The 15,517-nt window shown below is 72.2% G+C and carries 12 protein-coding genes and 1 rRNA gene; 6 read left to right on the top strand and 7 right to left on the bottom strand.

Annotation, left to right across the window (positions count from 1 at the left end):
- Nucleotides 1-56: 56 nt before the first annotated feature.
- The 5 genes from hpf to mtrA all read right to left on the bottom strand — a co-directional run bounded on the left by hpf (nucleotide 57) and on the right by mtrA (nucleotide 7,091).
- Entirely contained in the window at nucleotides 57-749 is a 693-nt protein-coding gene (gene hpf / locus ACFVYS_RS00065; protein ID WP_389497307.1) for a ribosome hibernation-promoting factor, HPF/YfiA family, read from the bottom strand.
- A gap of 313 nt (nucleotides 750-1,062) precedes the next feature.
- A complete protein-coding gene (locus ACFVYS_RS00060) occupies nucleotides 1,063-1,989 on the bottom strand; it encodes a ComF family protein (protein WP_389497305.1) in 927 nt (308 codons plus the stop codon).
- Nucleotides 1,990-2,385: 396 nt separating this feature from the next.
- On the bottom strand, nucleotides 2,386-4,230 hold the full coding sequence (locus ACFVYS_RS00055; RefSeq protein WP_389497303.1) for an LpqB family beta-propeller domain-containing protein: 1,845 nt from the start codon (nucleotides 4,228-4,230) through the stop codon (nucleotides 2,386-2,388).
- Nucleotides 4,220-6,400, bottom strand: coding sequence for an MtrAB system histidine kinase MtrB (gene mtrB / locus ACFVYS_RS00050; protein ID WP_389497301.1), 2,181 nt, complete (start codon nucleotides 6,398-6,400; stop codon nucleotides 4,220-4,222). Before mtrB ends, ACFVYS_RS00055 begins: the two co-directional genes overlap by 11 nt.
- A 1-nt stretch (nucleotide 6,401) precedes the next feature.
- Nucleotides 6,402-7,091: a two-component system response regulator MtrA gene (mtrA, locus tag ACFVYS_RS00045; protein ID WP_187281934.1), complete on the bottom strand. Its 690-nt coding sequence runs from the start codon at nucleotides 7,089-7,091 to the stop codon at nucleotides 6,402-6,404.
- A 161-nt stretch (nucleotides 7,092-7,252) separates the two neighbouring features.
- Here mtrA and ACFVYS_RS00040 point away from each other — a divergent pair, with 161 nt between their 5' ends.
- The gene (locus ACFVYS_RS00040) at nucleotides 7,253-8,119 is read left to right on the top strand and encodes a GNAT family N-acetyltransferase (protein WP_389497299.1); all 867 of its coding nucleotides are present in this window, start codon (nucleotides 7,253-7,255) and stop codon (nucleotides 8,117-8,119) included.
- Between the two features lie 71 nt (nucleotides 8,120-8,190).
- Here the strand turns inward: ACFVYS_RS00040 and mtnA are convergent, their stop codons facing one another.
- A complete protein-coding gene (mtnA, locus tag ACFVYS_RS00035; protein WP_389497297.1) occupies nucleotides 8,191-9,342 on the bottom strand; it encodes an S-methyl-5-thioribose-1-phosphate isomerase in 1,152 nt (383 codons plus the stop codon).
- A 140-nt stretch (nucleotides 9,343-9,482) separates the two neighbouring features.
- Between mtnA and ACFVYS_RS00030 the strand changes: the two genes are divergently transcribed.
- Genes ACFVYS_RS00030 through ACFVYS_RS00010 form a run of 5 tightly spaced genes read left to right on the top strand, consistent with a single transcriptional unit; the run spans nucleotide 9,483 to nucleotide 15,201 of the window.
- Entirely contained in the window at nucleotides 9,483-10,856 is a 1,374-nt protein-coding gene (locus ACFVYS_RS00030; RefSeq protein ID WP_389497295.1) for a glycerophosphoryl diester phosphodiesterase membrane domain-containing protein, read from the top strand.
- Between the two features lie 4 nt (nucleotides 10,857-10,860).
- Nucleotides 10,861-11,709 carry a DUF4129 domain-containing protein gene (locus ACFVYS_RS00025; protein WP_389497293.1) on the top strand — a complete coding sequence of 283 codons (849 nt, stop codon included), beginning with the start codon at nucleotides 10,861-10,863 and terminating at the stop codon, nucleotides 11,707-11,709.
- Nucleotides 11,706-12,902, top strand: coding sequence for a DUF4350 domain-containing protein (locus ACFVYS_RS00020; protein ID WP_389497292.1), 1,197 nt, complete (start codon nucleotides 11,706-11,708; stop codon nucleotides 12,900-12,902). Before ACFVYS_RS00025 ends, ACFVYS_RS00020 begins: the two co-directional genes overlap by 4 nt.
- Nucleotides 12,902-13,891, top strand: coding sequence for an AAA family ATPase (locus ACFVYS_RS00015; RefSeq protein WP_389497994.1), 990 nt, complete (start codon nucleotides 12,902-12,904; stop codon nucleotides 13,889-13,891). The genes ACFVYS_RS00020 and ACFVYS_RS00015 overlap by 1 nt, the downstream gene beginning before the upstream one ends.
- A complete protein-coding gene (locus tag ACFVYS_RS00010; RefSeq protein ID WP_389497290.1) occupies nucleotides 13,891-15,201 on the top strand; it encodes a DUF58 domain-containing protein in 1,311 nt (436 codons plus the stop codon). The genes ACFVYS_RS00015 and ACFVYS_RS00010 overlap by 1 nt, the downstream gene beginning before the upstream one ends.
- Nucleotides 15,202-15,299: 98 nt before the next feature.
- Here the strand turns inward: ACFVYS_RS00010 and rrf are convergent.
- A 5S ribosomal RNA gene (rrf, locus tag ACFVYS_RS00005) occupies nucleotides 15,300-15,416 on the bottom strand.
- Between the last annotated feature and the right edge of the window lie 101 nt (nucleotides 15,417-15,517).

The raw sequence follows: 15,517 nt of genomic DNA, 5'->3' as shown, positions 1-15,517 counted from the left end.
CCTGGGGGCGCACACAGCGCTCCAGGGGCACACCGCTCAGCTGTCACCGGGCAGCGTCAGCCACCCAACGTGCCGCCCGCCTCGGGCGAGTGCGCCTGGGCCACCATCGGGTCGGTGTCGAGGTAGATCACGCCGTAGTCGTAGGCGTGACGCCGGTAGACGACGCTGGGCTGCTTGGTCTCGGAGTCGACGAACAGATAGAAGTCGTGTCCGACCAGTTCCATCTCGTAGAGGGCCTGGTCGAGAGTCATCGGAGCGGCGACGTGGGTCTTCTCGCGCACCACGAGGGGGCCGTCGCCCTGCACCTCGAGCGAGCCGATCCGCTTGGTCGGCACGCTGTCCGACTCGTCGGCGGGGACGGGACGGCCGTTGCCGTTGAGCGTCGCCACACCGAAGACGTAGTCGGAAACCTCCGCCGCGGGGATCCTGCGGGCGCCGCGGCGCGTGTAACGCTTGTCGTGCTGCTTGCGCAGCTGGGCATCCAGCTTCTCCGCCGCCAGGTCGAGTGCCGCGTACGCGTCGCTGGCCGCCGCCTCCGCCCGGATCACAGGGCCGCGGGACCGGAGGGTGATCTCCACCCGGTCGCACCGGTCGGCCTGTCGCGGGTTGGGCTCCTTGGACACCTCCACGTCGAGGCTGATCACCTTGCCGTCGAGCTTCTGGATCTTCTCCAGATTCAGCTTGTCGGCCACGTGCTTGCGGAACCGCTCGGGCACCTCGGTCTTGCGGCCCTTGACGACGATGTCCACGCAGAACTCCGTTCCCGGATCACTCCGCTTCGGTGCGGAGCGTCTCCCTTTTGCACCAGGCTCCGGTGAGCACCGGAACCTCGGACTCGGTGACTTCCACCTCCTCCTCCCCCATGGGCGAGATCTACACCCCAGGTGCTGCGGAACATTTCGAAAACCGCAGCACGGCATTCAGATATGAGAGGTGTGGCCTGCGGCTTTCCCTCACAACCGAACATATCTCGCCCGGACGGATGTCGTCACCCTCTACTGCGGCGTACCTCCGTTCAGGCGAATTGGCCCTCTCATTACCTGCAACGACGCAAGTTCCCACTCAGTTCCGGTTTATTTCGAAAGAGTCCGGCGACGCGGCGACCACGGCCGCGCAGAGCACGTCACCGGCTCCGCCCGCGTCGCCCAGCGGTCTCACCGACACCCCGTCCACGCCTGACACCTCCGCTCCGGACAGCTTCTTACTGTCTTCCCGAGTGATACCCACGTACCCGGCCGTCGCCCCTTCACCACACAACGCACCCCTCGCCTCCTCCTCATACGGCCCACTCTGCGCCTGTTCCGCCCGCTGCGCCGCCGCAGCCACCCGCACCGCCCGCGCGGCCTCCGCCAGCGAGGCGCCCGTCGTGACCACGTCGTCCACGAGGACCACCGGCCCACCGCACAGCACCCCCGCGCCCCCGGGCACCACCGTCAGCGCACCCACCAGGTTGTCCAGCCGCTGCCGGGAACCGAGCCCCGACTGGTCGGCCACCACCCGCCGCTGCCGCAACACCGCGGCCACCCGCGCCGGCACCCCCGCCCGCCGCAACTCACCGGCCGCCGCCAACGCGATCCGCCGAGCCGGATCATGCCCACGCGCCCGCACGGCGGCCCGGGTGGAGGGGACGGGGACGAGCAGGAGATCTCCGGGGGGCCGGGGGCCCTCCCCCTCCCCCCACCCCACCTCCCCCACCCCAGCCCGCACAGCCCCCGCCAACGCCGCGCCCAGCGGTCGCGCCAGTGCGAGCGCGCCGCGTTCCTTGTGGGCCAGCAGCGCCGCCCGTACCTCGTCCGCGTACCGGGCCGCCGCGTGCACGGCGGGCAGCCCTGGCGGTTCCGGCACCGGCCGGACCCGGAACGGCTCGGCCCCGCTCAGCGCCGTACGGCACTGCGGGCAGAGCACCGTACGCGCACTTCCGCAGCCCCCGCACTCGGCGGGCAGCACCAGGCCGGCGAGTTCCTGCCACCACCTGCGAACGCCTTCCACGTGCACTACTGTGCCGACGCCGGAAGCTGCCCGCCACCCCTGTGGAAAACCGCCCGGGGCGCCCTGTGGAAAACTCTCGGGAAGGTGGCCCTCAAGGCGCCTGGAGCGATCGGAACACCAAAAAGAGAGCAGCCGAAAAACGGCGTCAAGAAACCCCGGGCCTCATTGGGAGAAGGGGTCCGAGGAGTTCCCCCCGAACCCCCGAACCCCCGGCCCACTCCGGCCCCGCGAGTTACGCACCCCAAGCCGCCTCAGGCCGCCCCGCCCCCTCGTCCCACACCCCGCGCCCCACACCCCGCGCCCCGCGCCCCGCGCTCAGAGCACCGGCTGCTGTCCGGACTCCGGGGCCCCCATCCCCAGGCGAGGCAAAGATCACCCGAGGCTTCACCCGGGATATCACCCGGGGTAGAACGCGACCGAGGCGGTCTCCTTCAGCGTCCGCCACCCGCTTCCGCCGGGCAGCCACAGCAGCCCTTCCTTGGAGGTCGCGAAGAGCGGGATCTCGCTGTCCTCGGAGGCGGCGATGCTCGTGACCTCCGTGAGGCCGGGGAGTGTTCCCGCCTCGGGGACCGAGCCGTCGCACTGCATGTACTGCACCTGCTGCACGCCGCCGGCCTCGCGCCCGACGACCACGAGCCGGCTGTCCCCGGCCCACGACATGGCCGTGACCTGTTCCAATTCCGGTGTCGCGGAGCGCAGTTCCTGGAGCGACACGGACTGCTGCGCGCCGTTGCCCGGGCCTCGTTCGATCCGGCCGATGAACAGGGACTGCTTGCCGCCCTTGTCGACGATGAGCGCGATCCGTACCCCGTCGGCGGCCACCCGTACGGCGTTGATCCGGCCCTCGAGTCCCGGAGTGAGCACCTCCAGAGGCTGGCCGGCGCCCTTCTCCAGCAGGAGCAGCCGAGGCGCGGCGGGGTCGCGGTCGGCGACCCACAGGTCGCCCTGGGTGTCCCAGCTGGGGGTGGTGAGCCGGTCGGTCTCGGTCTTGCCCTTGCTCTGGAGCACGGGGTCGCCGATGGAGCTGCCGGAGACGGTGGAGGTGACGTAGAGCGCCTTGCCGTCGAGCGCTACTCCCGCGGCGCTGTGTTCGTCGCGGGCCACGGCCACCGAGCGCAGCGCCTTGGTGCCGTCGCCGAGCGCTCCGGGCACCGGGTCGGCCTTGGTGTTGCCGCTGCCGCTGGTCATCCGTTCGAGGCGGTGCTGGCCGTCGATGAAGTACAGGTAGCCGGGGTTGGTCTCGGAGCCGCGGGCGGCGACGGCCGCGGCCCGTTCCTCGGTGAGGGAGCACAGTTGGGTGCCGCCCGCGCGCAGCGCGATCTCGTCGACGGCGGGGGTCAGGCTGCGGAGGGAGAACAGCAGTTGGGCCGCCATCTCGTCGCACTTGCCCTGGCCGATGTGGGCGGCCTTGTCGTTCAGCGGCACGGTGAGCTTGTTCTGGTCGTCGGGGGTCAGTGCGGTGACGCCCTTGGGCAGCGCGGTTCCGGTGGGGAAGCTGGATCTGACGACGGGGCGGAGCCAGCTGGTGGGGCCCGTGAGCACCGAGCGCACCATCTGCGTCATCGGGTCGACGCGTTCACGGACGTAGACGGGGTCGGCGACGGCCATGGGCTGTCGGGAACCGTCGGCGCCGTCGGCCGTGGTGTTGGAGGCGAAGTAGTACTTGTTGACGGACACGTAGTTGCGCTGGAAGTCCGACTTGCCCATGACGACGCCCTGGGGGAGGGCGTCGATGCGCCACTGCCCGTTCTTCTTGTCGCGGCCGAGGTGGACCACCTGGCCGTAGTCGCCCGAGGCGGGCGCGTACGACTGCTGTGCGTCGACGGTGGCGACCCGTGTGCCGGTCAGGGTGTACGAGTAGTCGTCGCCGTCGTCTCTGGTCCCGGTGGGCCCGGCATCGGTCGCCGGCCCGTCCGTGAGGACCGTCGTGGACCGTTCGGGTTCCCATTTCTGGGCGGCTTTCTCGGTCAGGTACTGCCGTGCCGTCGCGTAGCCGGGGTCGTCGCTGGTGAGCGCTTCGAGGAAGCCCTGGACGATCTCCAGGGGCTGCGCGTCGTCCCGGGGCGGCATCGCGAACACCCGTACCTGGGTGTCCTGGCGCGGTGTGGACTCGACGCCGCGCAGATCCCCGCTGTCGGGCATCGAGGCGCACCCGGCCAGCAGGACGACGCCACAGGTGGCGTACGCCACCGCGCGCCCCGGCGTGCGCCGGGTTCCCCCCTCGCGCCACTCAGCGCCCACGAAATGCCTCCCCTTGCTCGTTCGAGCCCTCCGCCCCGGCTCTCTGCCGGTCCGAAGTCCCCCTCAGTGCCGTTTCACGCGCGTCACCCGCGTCGGCCGCTTCCTTCCGCTCCGGGTTCTCGCCCCGTCCTGCCCCAGCGGCCCCACCTGTGTCGGCTGCCCCCGCAGCCCGCGACTCGTCCTCCCCGCGTCCGCCACCGCCGCCTCCCGTGCCCGGGGCGGGTCGGGGCACCACGCGCGCGCCATTGCCGGGCAGCGCCGTCGGGTCGGCCGTGGGGGCGGAGGTGGCCATCCGGGGCGCGAGCGCGCTCCGTGCGGCCGACTGCTGTTCGCCGGCGGCTTGTACCGGCACCGTGGCGCTCTTCTGGCCGCCGCCGCGCGGCAGACCGGCCTCGTCGAGGGCTCCCCGGTTGCGGCGGGAGTCCTTGGGTTCGAGTGGTATCGGCGAGCCCCGCAGCGGTTCGTCGGCGGTCCTGGGCAGCGTCAGCCGGAACTGCGAGCCGCCGCCGGGCTCTCCCCAGGCCTGCAGCCAGCCTCCGTGCAGTCGGGCGTCCTCCAGGGCGATGGACAGCCCGAGGCCGGTACCGCCGGTGGTACGCGCGCGTGCCGGGTCGGCGCGCCAGAAGCGGCTGAAGACGCGGGTGGCCTCGCCGGGCTTGAGGCCGACGCCGTAGTCGCGCACGGCTATCGCGACGGCCCCGCCCGCGGCGGCCAGCTTGACGATGACGTCCTTGCCCTCGCCGTGTTCCACCGCGTTGACCACCAGGTTCCGCAGCACCCGCTCCACCCGCCGGGCGTCGGCCTCGGCGACCACGGGCTGCTGGTCGCCGATGACGCGTACGGTCGTCCCCTTGCGTTCGGCGAGCGGCGCGGCCCCGCTGACGACCCGCCGCACGACCTCCCTGAGGTCGATCGGCTCGGCCTCGAGGGCGGCGGCGCCGGCGTCGAAGCGGCTGATCTCCAGCAGGTCCGCGAGGAGAGTCTCGAAGCGGTCGAGCTGGTCGGCGAGCAGTTCGGCGGACCGTGCGGTGATGGGGTCGAAGTCGACCCGGGCGTCGTGGATGACGTCGGCGGCCATGCGTACGGTCGTCAGCGGCGTTCGCAGTTCGTGCGAGACGTCGGACACGAACCGTCGCTGCATCCGCGACAGGTCCTCCAGTTGCTGGATCTTCAGCTGAAGGTTCTGGGCCATCTTGTTGAAGGCCTCGCCGAGGCGTGCGATGTCGTCCTCGCCGGTGACCTTCATCCGTTCCTGGAGCCGCCCGGCGGAGAGCCGCTCGGCGATCCCGGCGGCCATCCGCACCGGCGTGACGACCTGCCGCACCACGAGCCAGGCGATGGCCCCGAGGAGGACGACGACGAACAGTCCGGCGGTGGCCAGCGTCCCCTTGACCAGGCTCAGCGACTTCTCCTCCTGCGTGAGCGGGAAGAGGTAGTACAGCTCGTACGGATCGCCGTTGGGGTCGTTGACCTGCTTGCCGATGACCAGGGCCGGCTGGGATTCCTTGTCGCTGAGGTAGATGATCCGGGAGTAGCTCTGGGCCGCGCCGGTGCTGCTGTAGACCTGCTCGCGCAGTTTCTCGGGGACGCTCTTGTCGGGGTCGACGAAGCCGGAGGCGCGCGGCCCGCGGGCGACGCCGCTGACGTCGCCGGGGGGCAGGGTGACCACGTCGAAGGCGCCCTGGCCGCCGCTGGACAGCGACAGCACGAGCTCGCTCATCCATTCGATGACGTTCTGCGAGGCGCCGCCGTCGGCCGGGGTCCCGTCGGCGCCTGCCGCGCTGGCGGCCTCGTCGGCCTTCTGCTTGGCCACGGCGAATCCGCCGGTGGCCTGGCTCTGGGACGCCTTCACCTTGGCGTCCAGCAGCCCGTTGCGCACCTGGCCGATGACGACGAAACCCAGCAGCAGGACGACGCCCAGCGACATCAGCAGTGTCGTGACGACGACCTTGAGCTGGATGTTGCGCCGCCACAGCCGCATGACGGGCAGCAGCGGCCTGCGTACCCAGCGCAGCAGCAGCCTCAGGACCGGGCTGCCCTGTACCCCGCCCTGGAGCAGGCCCCCTTCGAGGAGGCGTGCGAAGCGTGAACCCGACGTCCTACGGCCGACAGGCCGCTCCGGACGGGCCCCGGAACGACCGGGGGCCGAAGCGGCACTGTCTCCGGACATGTCAGCTCGGTCCTGCCTTGTATCCGACACCACGGACGGTCACCACGATCTCCGGCCGCTCGGGGTCCTTCTCGACCTTGGAGCGCAGCCGCTGTACGTGCACGTTCACCAGGCGGGTGTCGGCGGCGTGCCGGTAGCCCCACACCTGCTCGAGGAGGACCTCGCGGGTGAACACCTGCCAGGGCTTGCGCGCCAGCGCGACCAGCAGGTCGAACTCCAGCGGCGTCAGCGCGATCGACTGCCCTTCCCGCTTCACGGAGTGACCGGCCACGTCGATGACGAGGTCGCCGATGGCGAGCTGTTCCGGCGCCGGCTCCTCGGACCTCCGCAGCCTCGCCCGGATCCGGGCGACCAGCTCCTTCGGCTTGAACGGCTTCACGATGTAGTCGTCGGCGCCGGACTCCAGCCCGACGACGACGTCGACGGTGTCGCTCTTCGCCGTGAGCATCACGATCGGCACTCCGGACTCCGCCCTGATCAGGCGGCACACCTCGATGCCGTCCCGGCCGGGCAGCATCAGGTCCAGCAGCACCAGGTCGGGCTTCGCCTCACGGAAAGCGGCCAGCGCCTTGTCACCGTCGGCCACGAAAGACGGCTCAAAACCTTCACCACGCAGCACAATGCCGAGCATCTCGGCCAGTGCGGTGTCGTCGTCGACGACAAGGACTCGTCCCTTCATAAACGACATCATCCCATTCTCATAACAGTGAAGGTGGCGCAGGTGAGAAGGCTCACCGGCCAGTGACGATAGTCGTACGGGGCGGTCACTGTCTGCCCCGGCCCTCCGGCACCGGTGCCGACAGCGGTCCTGGCGGGAAATATCCGTGCGGCACGACCCGGTCCAATGGTGGGATGCGCCGCATGAGCGACCCGCTGCGCGACCGCATCGAGCGGTACTACGCCACCGTGCCCCTTCTGTTCGCCGACGCCGAGGGCTTCGGCCCCCTGCGCCTGTTCGTACGCAAGGAGCCCGGCGCCCCGTACTACGGCGGCCCGAGCCACGCCCAGCCCACCGGCGCGGCCCCCGTGGACGCCGCCGACATCGCCCGGGTGCGTGCCCGGCAGCGTGAGCTCGGCGTGCCGGAGGCGTTCGAATGGCTGGCCGAGTCGGCACCCGCGCTGCGGGCCCGGATCGAGGCCGCCGGCCTGCTGGTGCTGCGCCGGCCGCTGATGGTGCTGCCGCCCCGCCACCCGCTGCCTCCGCAGCCCCTGCCGGACGGTGTGACACTGCGCGCGCTGACCGCGGACGACCCCGCCCTGCCCGCGGCCCTCGCCCTGCCGCACCTGGCCTTCGCCAAGGAGCGTCTCGCCGTCGAGCCCGGCCCCGCGGCGGGCGCGGCGGACCGGGCGGAGCTGTCGAGGCTGGCCGGGGTACTCACCGGGGACGGCACGGTGGCGGCGGTCCGTCCCACGCTCCGCGCCGGGCACAAGACCCTCGTCGCCGCCCTCGCCCCGGACGGCACCCCCCTGGCCACCGGCCACTACCACCCGGCGAACGCCACCACGGAGATCGGCGGCGTCGGCACCCTTCCCTCCGCCCGCCGCCAGGGACTGGCCGCCGCCGTGACAGCGGGCCTGGTCGCCCACGCCCGCGCCCACGGCGTCGAGACGATCTTCCTCGCCTACGCGGAGGAGACCGTCGCCCGCATCTACGCCCGCCTCGGCTTCAGCCCGGCGGGAACCACCCTCCTGATCGCCGACCAGCCCGCCCGCTCGTAGGTCCGAGCGGGCGGCTCGGACGACCGGCCGACGGGCGGCCGGCGACCGCTTGACGGGCGACCGACGGGCGGTCAGAGAGCCGCCCCCGCCTCCCCCCGGCGCGCCCCGCCACACAGCTCGGCCAGCGCGTCGGCCGTCACCGGCGAGGCCACGCCCTCCTCCGTGACGATCGCCGTCACCAGCTCGGGCGGCGTCACGTCGAACGCGGGGTTGTACGCCTGAGTCCCCAGCGGCGCCACTGGAATCCCGCCACCCGCTCCCGTCACCGGCGCCTGGGCCACCATGGCCTCCGTCACCTCGAACCCGGGGCGCTGCTCCACCTCGATGGACGCCCCGTCCGGTGTCTCCAGGTCCACCGTCGTCACCGGCGCCACCACGATGAACGGCACATGGTGGTACCGCGCCAGCACCGCGAGCGGGTAGCTCCCCACCTTGTTCGCCACCGACCCGTCGGCCGCGATGCGATCGGCCCCGATCAGCACCGCGTCCACCTCCCCCGCCGCGAACAGCGAGCCCGCCGCGTTGTCCGTCAGCAAGGTGTACGCCATGCCGTTGCGGGCCGCCTCGTACGCCGTGAGACGGGCGCCCTGGAGCAGCGGACGCGTCTCGTCCACCCACAACCGGCGAAGCCGGCCCACCCGGTGCGCCGCGAGCGCCACCGCGAACGCCGTCCCCTCCCCGCCCGACACCAGCGCACCGGTGTTGCAGTGCGTCAGGACACGATGCCCGCCGCCCGGCAGCAGCTCGTCGAGGAGCGTCAGCCCGTGCCCGGCCATCCGGACGCTGGCCTCGGCGTCCTCCCGGTGGAGCCGCCGCGCGGCCGCGAGCGCGGCCTGGGCGCCCTGCGCCGGATCGCCGCCGTCGGCGAGCTCCGCCCGGTACGCGGCCCGGGCCCGGCGCACACCGACCGACAGGTTCACCGCCGTGGGGCGGGCGCCCGCGAGCGCGTTCGCGGCCTCGTCCACGTCGAATCCGCGCGCGGCGGCGAGCGCGACACCGTACGCCCCGGCGATCCCGAGCAGCGGCGCCCCGCGCACGGCCAGCGAACGGATCGCCTCGACCAGCACGGACGCGTCCGTACACACCAGTTCGACTTCCTCGGCCGGCAGTCTCGTCTGGTCGAGAATGACCAGCACGGGACCTTCCGGCAGCTCCTCCCAACGGATCGCAGGAATCTCGGCCGGCCGCTTGTCCTCGCCGGAATGCGCGTACTGATCAGCCATGCGGTCAGTCTGCCCCCGATCCGACGGACAATTGAAGGTGTGCAGCCCATACCGCGGCCGGTCAACCGATGAGCACCCCATGGCACGATGGCTCCCAACCTGCCGCCGCGACCGCGGACGGGCACCGTGAAGGAGCGACGATGAAAGACACTCCGGGCTGGGCCTCGCCCGGATCCGCCCCGTCCGACGGACAGGAGCCCGGCGCGTCCCACTCCGCCGAGCCCACGGACCGCCCCGCCGGTGCCCAGCCCGCGGACCAGCCGGACGCGAACCCACAGGGCCCCGGCACGAAGTGGTCCAAGGAACAGCCGCCGCCCGGCCCCGGCCAGTGGTCCGCGCCCGCAGGCGCCCCGAACCCGGGCCAGACCCCGCCTCCCCCGCCGCCCGGCCCCGGCTGGGGCGCCTACCCGCCCGCCGGACCCGGCGGCGCATACCCCGGCGGCCCCGCGGGCCCCGGACAGGGCGGCTACGGCGGCTACGGCGCTCCCGGCGGCTGGGGTGCCGGCTGGGGCGGCCCCCCGCCCGCGGCGAAGCCCGGCGTGATCCCGCTGCGCCCGCTCGCCGTGGGCGAGATCCTCGACGGCGCCGTCGCCACGATGCGCACCTACTGGCGCACGGTCCTGGGCATCTCGCTGACCGTCGCCGTCATCACCCAGGTCTTCGTCGTCCTGTTGCAGGGCCTCATCCTGGACTCCACCACGGACACGAACGCCCTCGGCGACCCCAGCGCCACCGCCGACGAGCAGCTCAACGCCATGGGCGACGCCATGCGCGCCTCCGGCCCGGTCCTCGTCATCACCCTCATCGGCACCATCACGGCGACCGCCCTGCTCACCGCCGTCACCAGCCGGGCGGTGCTCGGCAAACCGGTCACTCTCGGCGAGGCCTGGCGCGACGCCCGCCCCCAGGTGCTCAAGCTGTTCGGCCTGATCTTCCTGCTGATGCTCATCGCCGCCGCCATCGTCCTCGTCTGCCTGCTGCCGGGCATCCTCGTGAGCGCCGCCGGAAGCTCCGACGCGGGGGCCGCGCTCAAGGCCTTCGGCATCCTCGGTTCGATCGTCCTGGCGCTGTGGCTGCTGATCCGCCTCTCCCTCGCCTCGCCCGCGCTGATGCTGGAGAAGCAGAGCATCAAGAAGGCGCTCGGCCGTTCCGCGAAACTCACCCGCGGCTCCTGGTGGCGTGTCCTCGGCATCCAGCTGCTCGCCCTGATCATCGCGAACGTCGTCGCGATGATCGTCGTCGTCCCGTTCGCCCTCCTCGGTGCCGCCGTCAGCGACGGGGGCATCAGCGGCATGGTCGACGCGAGCAACGACTACGGCTGGACCTACCTGATCATCAGCGGCATCGGTTCGGTCATCGGCTCCATGATCACCTTCCCGATCTCGGCAGGCGTCACCGTCCTCCTCTACGTCGACCAGCGCATCCGCCGCGAGGCCCTCGACCTCGACCTGGCGCGCGCCGCGGGCCTGCAGGACTACGGCACCTCCCTCCCCGGCACCACCCCGGGGAGTTGATGCGGTGAGCCTGGCGGGGGGAGTTCTCACAGCGGTACCGCTCCCGGGCACCCTGCCCGTACGGGCAGTGCTGCCCGGCGTCGACGACACCGCCCCGGCGGCCCTGACCGGCATCGCCGACAGGGCCGTGGCAGCGCTGCTGCGGGCCGGTGACGGAGCCGTACTGTCCCTGTCCGTCCGCTCGGACGACGAGCCGCCGCTCACCGTCCCGCGCGACCCCGCGCGCGAGGCGGCCCGCCGTGAACTGTCCAAGGACCTGTACCACCAGAACGACCCCAGCCTGTTCCAGCGCGCCCTGGACACCCTCTGGGACTGGATCGGCGACCTGTTCGACACCGCCTCGACCGCCACCCCCGGCGGCACGCTCGGCCTGGTGGTCGTCCTCCTGGCCGTGGCAGCCGTCGTGGGCGCCCTGTGGTGGCGCCTGGGCTCCCCGCGCCGCGGGCCCACATCCGCCTCCGCCCTCTTCGACGACCGTCCCCGCAGCGCCGCCGAACACCGCGCGGCCGCCGAGGCACACGCCGCCCAGGGCCACTGGAACCAGGCCGTCCAGGAACGCATGCGCGCCATCGTCCGCTCCCTCGAGGAACGCGCCCTCCTCGACACCCGCCCCGGCCGCACGGCAGACGAAGCCGCCGCCGACGCCGGCCGCACCCTGCCCGCCCACACCGACCGACTCCGCGCCGCCGCCCGCGACTTCGACGACGTGACATACGGCGGCCGCCGCGCCACCCAGCAGTCGTACGGACGCATGGCCGCACTCGACCTCGACCTGGAACGCGCCAAGCCCCAGCTGACAGCGAGCAGCACCCACACCGCGGCCCGGCCCGCCCGCCGGGGAGCCGCCGAATGACGACCGAGGCCACGCTCCCGTCCACCTCGGCCTCGCCCACCGCCCTCCGGCTGTGGACCCGCGCGCGAGGCGTCACGCTCGCGCTCGTACTGCTCCTGGCGGGGGCCGTCACACTCGCCGCGCTCCAGTCCGACGCCCGCCACGGCGCCCTCGACCCGCGCTCCGCCGACCCCTACGGCAGCCGCGCGACAGCCGAACTCCTCGCCGACCGCGGCGTGTCCACCCGCGTCGTCACCACCCTGGCCGAGGCCCGCACCGCGGCGCGCCCCGACACCACACTCCTGGTCGCGGCCCCGGACCTCCTGGCGGAACGTCAACAGCAGGACCTGCACTCGGCGATCGCCGGCTCCGGCGGCCGTACCGTCCTCGTCGCCCCCGGCGGCTGGTCCGTGGGAACCCTCGCCCCCGGCGTGACCGCGGACCCCGCCAACAGCCGCGGCTCCGCGCTCTCCCCCGACTGCGCGCTGCCCGCCGCCCGCGGCGCCGGCACCGCGGAGACCGGCGGCATCCGTTACACGACCCGCCACCTCGACGCCGACAAGTGCTACCCCAGCGAACGCCTGGCCACCCTGCTGCGCATCCCGGACGCCTCCGGCGACGGCGACACCGTGGTCCTCGGCGCGCCCGACATCCTCTACAACAAGCGCCTCGGCGAACAGGGCAACGCCTCGCTCGCCCTCCAACTCCTCGGCTCCCGCAGCCATCTGGTCTGGTACCTTCCCTCGCTCTCCGACATCTCGGCCACCGACCGCGACGACGAGAAAAGCTTCTTCGACCTGCTCCCCGGCGGCTGGCTCTGGGGCACACTCCAGCTGTTCGTCGCGGCAGCCCTCGCCGCCCTCTGGCGGGCACGCCGACTCGGCCCCCTCGTGCCCGAAAAACTCCCTGTCGCGATCCGCGCCTCCGAAACCGTCGAAGGCCGCGCCCGCCTCTACCGCAAAGCCAACGCCCGCGACCGCGCGGCTGCCGCTCTTCGCTCCACCACCCGCACTCGCCTCGCCCCTCTCCTGGGCGTCCCCGTCACCCAGGCGCACGCGCCCGAGGCACTCGTCCCCGCCCTGTCCGCCCACCTCCACGGCGGCGGACAGTCTCTGCACTCCCTCCTCTTCGGCCCACCGCCAGGCGACGACGCGGCCCTGATCGCGCTCGCCGACCAACTCGACGCCCTCGAAAGAGAGGTACGCCGTCCATGATGGACCCGACCACTGACAACGCCGGGAACACCGGGGACCCGGGCCGCGCCCGCGCCTCCCTGGAGGCCCTGCGGGCCGAGATCTCCAAGGCCGTGGTCGGCCAGGACCCCGCAGTGACAGGCCTTGTCGTCGCCCTCCTCTGCCGCGGACACGTTCTCCTCGAAGGAGTCCCCGGAGTGGCCAAGACGTTGCTCGTCCGCGCCCTCGCCTCCGCACTCGAACTCGACACCAAGCGCGTCCAGTTCACCCCCGACCTGATGCCCAGCGACATCACCGGCTCCCTCGTCTACGACACCCGCACCGCCGAGTTCTCCTTCCAGCCCGGCCCGGTCTTCACCAACCTCCTCCTCGCGGACGAGATCAACCGCACCCCGCCGAAAACCCAGTCGTCCCTCCTCGAGGCCATGGAGGAACGCCAGGTCACGGTCGACGGCACCCCACGCCCGCTCCCCGACCCGTTCCTGGTCGCGGCGACCCAGAACCCCGTCGAGTACGAGGGCACCTACCCACTCCCCGAAGCCCAACTGGACCGCTTCCTCCTCAAACTGACGATCCCTCTCCCCTCCCGCCAGGAGGAGATCGCCGTCCTCACCCGCCACGCCGACGGCTTCAACCCGCGCGACCTGCACGCCGCCGGCGTACGCCCCGTCGCAGGACCGGCCGAACTCGAAGCGGCCCGCGCCGCCGTCGCCAAGACGACGATCTCCCCCGAGATCACCGCCTACGTCGTCGACATCTGCCGCGCCACCCGCGAATCCCCGTCCCTCACCCTGGGCGTCTCCCCCCGGGGCGCGACCGCGCTCCTCGCCACCGCGCGCGCATGGGCCTGGCTCACCGGCCGCGACTACGTCATCCCCGACGACGTCAAAGCCCTCGCCCTCCCCACCCTCCGCCACCGCGTGCAACTCCGCCCGGAAGCCGAGATGGAAGGCGTGACGGCCGACTCCGTCATCAACGCGATCCTCACCCACGTCCCCGTGCCCCGCTGATGGCGCTCACCGGACGCACCGCACTCCTCGCGGCCCTCGGCTCCCTCCCCGTCGGCATCTGGGACGCCGGCTGGACGGGCATCCTCGCCGTCAACGCCCCCCTGGCCCTGGCCTGCGCCTGCGACTTCGCCCTGGCCGCCCCGGTACGCCGACTGGGCCTGACCCGCTCCGGCGACACCTCCGCCCGCCTCGGCGACCCGGCGGACATCACCCTCACCGTCACCAACCCGTCCCGCCGCCCCCTGCGCGCCCACCTCCGCGACGCCTGGCCCCCCAGCAGCTGGCAACCAGGAACCGAGACGGAGGCCTCCCGCCACCATCTGACGGTCCCGCCCGGCGAACGCCGCCGCATCACCACCCGCCTACGCCCTACCCGCCGCGGCGACCACCGGACCGACCGCGTCACGATCCGCTCCTACGGCCCTCTCGGCCTCTTCTCCCGCCAAGGCACCCACAAGGTCCCCTGGACCGTACGCGTCCTCCCCCCGTTCACCAGCCGCAAGCACCTCCCGTCGAAGCTGGCCCGCCTACGCGAACTGGACGGCCGCACCAGCGTCCTCACCCGCGGCGAAGGCACGGAATTCGACAGCCTCCGCGAGTACGTTCCCGGCGACGACACCCGCTCCATCGACTGGCGCGCCACAGCCCGCCATTCGTCGGTCGCGGTCCGCACCTGGCGCCCCGAGCGCGACCGCCACATCCTGCTCGTCCTGGACACCGGCCGCACCTCCGCGGGCCGCGTCGGCGATGCCCCCCGCCTCGACGCCTCCATGGACGCGGCACTCCTCCTCGCCGCGCTCGCATCCCGCGCCGGCGATCGAGTCGACCTCCTCGCCTACGACCGCCGGATACGCGCCCTAGTCCAGGGCAGAACAGCGCGCGACGTGCTCCCGTCCCTGGTCAACGCCATGGCCACCCTCGAACCCGAACTCGTCGAGACGGACGCCCGTGGCCTCACCGCCACAGCCCTCCGCACGGCGCCCCGACGCTCCCTCATCGTCCTCATGACCACGCTGGACGCCGCCCCGGTCGAGGAAGGTCTCCTCCCCGTCCTCCCGCAGCTCACCCAGCGCCATACGGTCCTGGTGGCTTCGGTCGCCGACCCCTACATCGCCCGAATGGCCGCTTCCCGCGGCAACGCCGACGCGGTGTACGAGGCAGCAGCGGCTGCCCAAGCCCAGACAGAACGTCATCGCACAGCCGACCAACTCCGCCGACACGGCGTCACCGTCGTCGACGCAACACCGGACCAACTGGCCCCCGCACTCGCGGACGCCTACCTGGCACTAAAGGCAGCGGGACGCCTATAAAACAAAAGGGCCCTCTTGGAAGAGAGCCCTCAAAAAAAACATGCCCCGAACGCAGAAAACCCCCGCACCGTGAGGTGCGGGGGTTTCCCGTAATATTTGTTCGGCGGTGTCCTACTCTCCCACAGGGTCCCCCCTGCAGTACCATCGGCGCTGTAAGGCTTAGCTTCCGGGTTCGGAATGTAACCGGGCGTTTCCCTCACGCTATGACCACCGAAACACTTTGAAACACATGCAGCCGCACCACACCGTGACCATGGCATGGGGCTGTTCGTGGTTTCAGAACCAACACAGTGGACGCGAGCAACTGAGGACAAGC

Source organism: Streptomyces sp. NPDC058295 (assembly GCF_042880655.1).
Lineage (GTDB): Bacteria > Actinomycetota > Actinomycetes > Streptomycetales > Streptomycetaceae > Streptomyces > Streptomyces coriariae.
The sequence above is the reverse complement of the archived record's forward strand: the minus strand, read 5'-3'. Positions and strand labels throughout refer to the sequence as shown.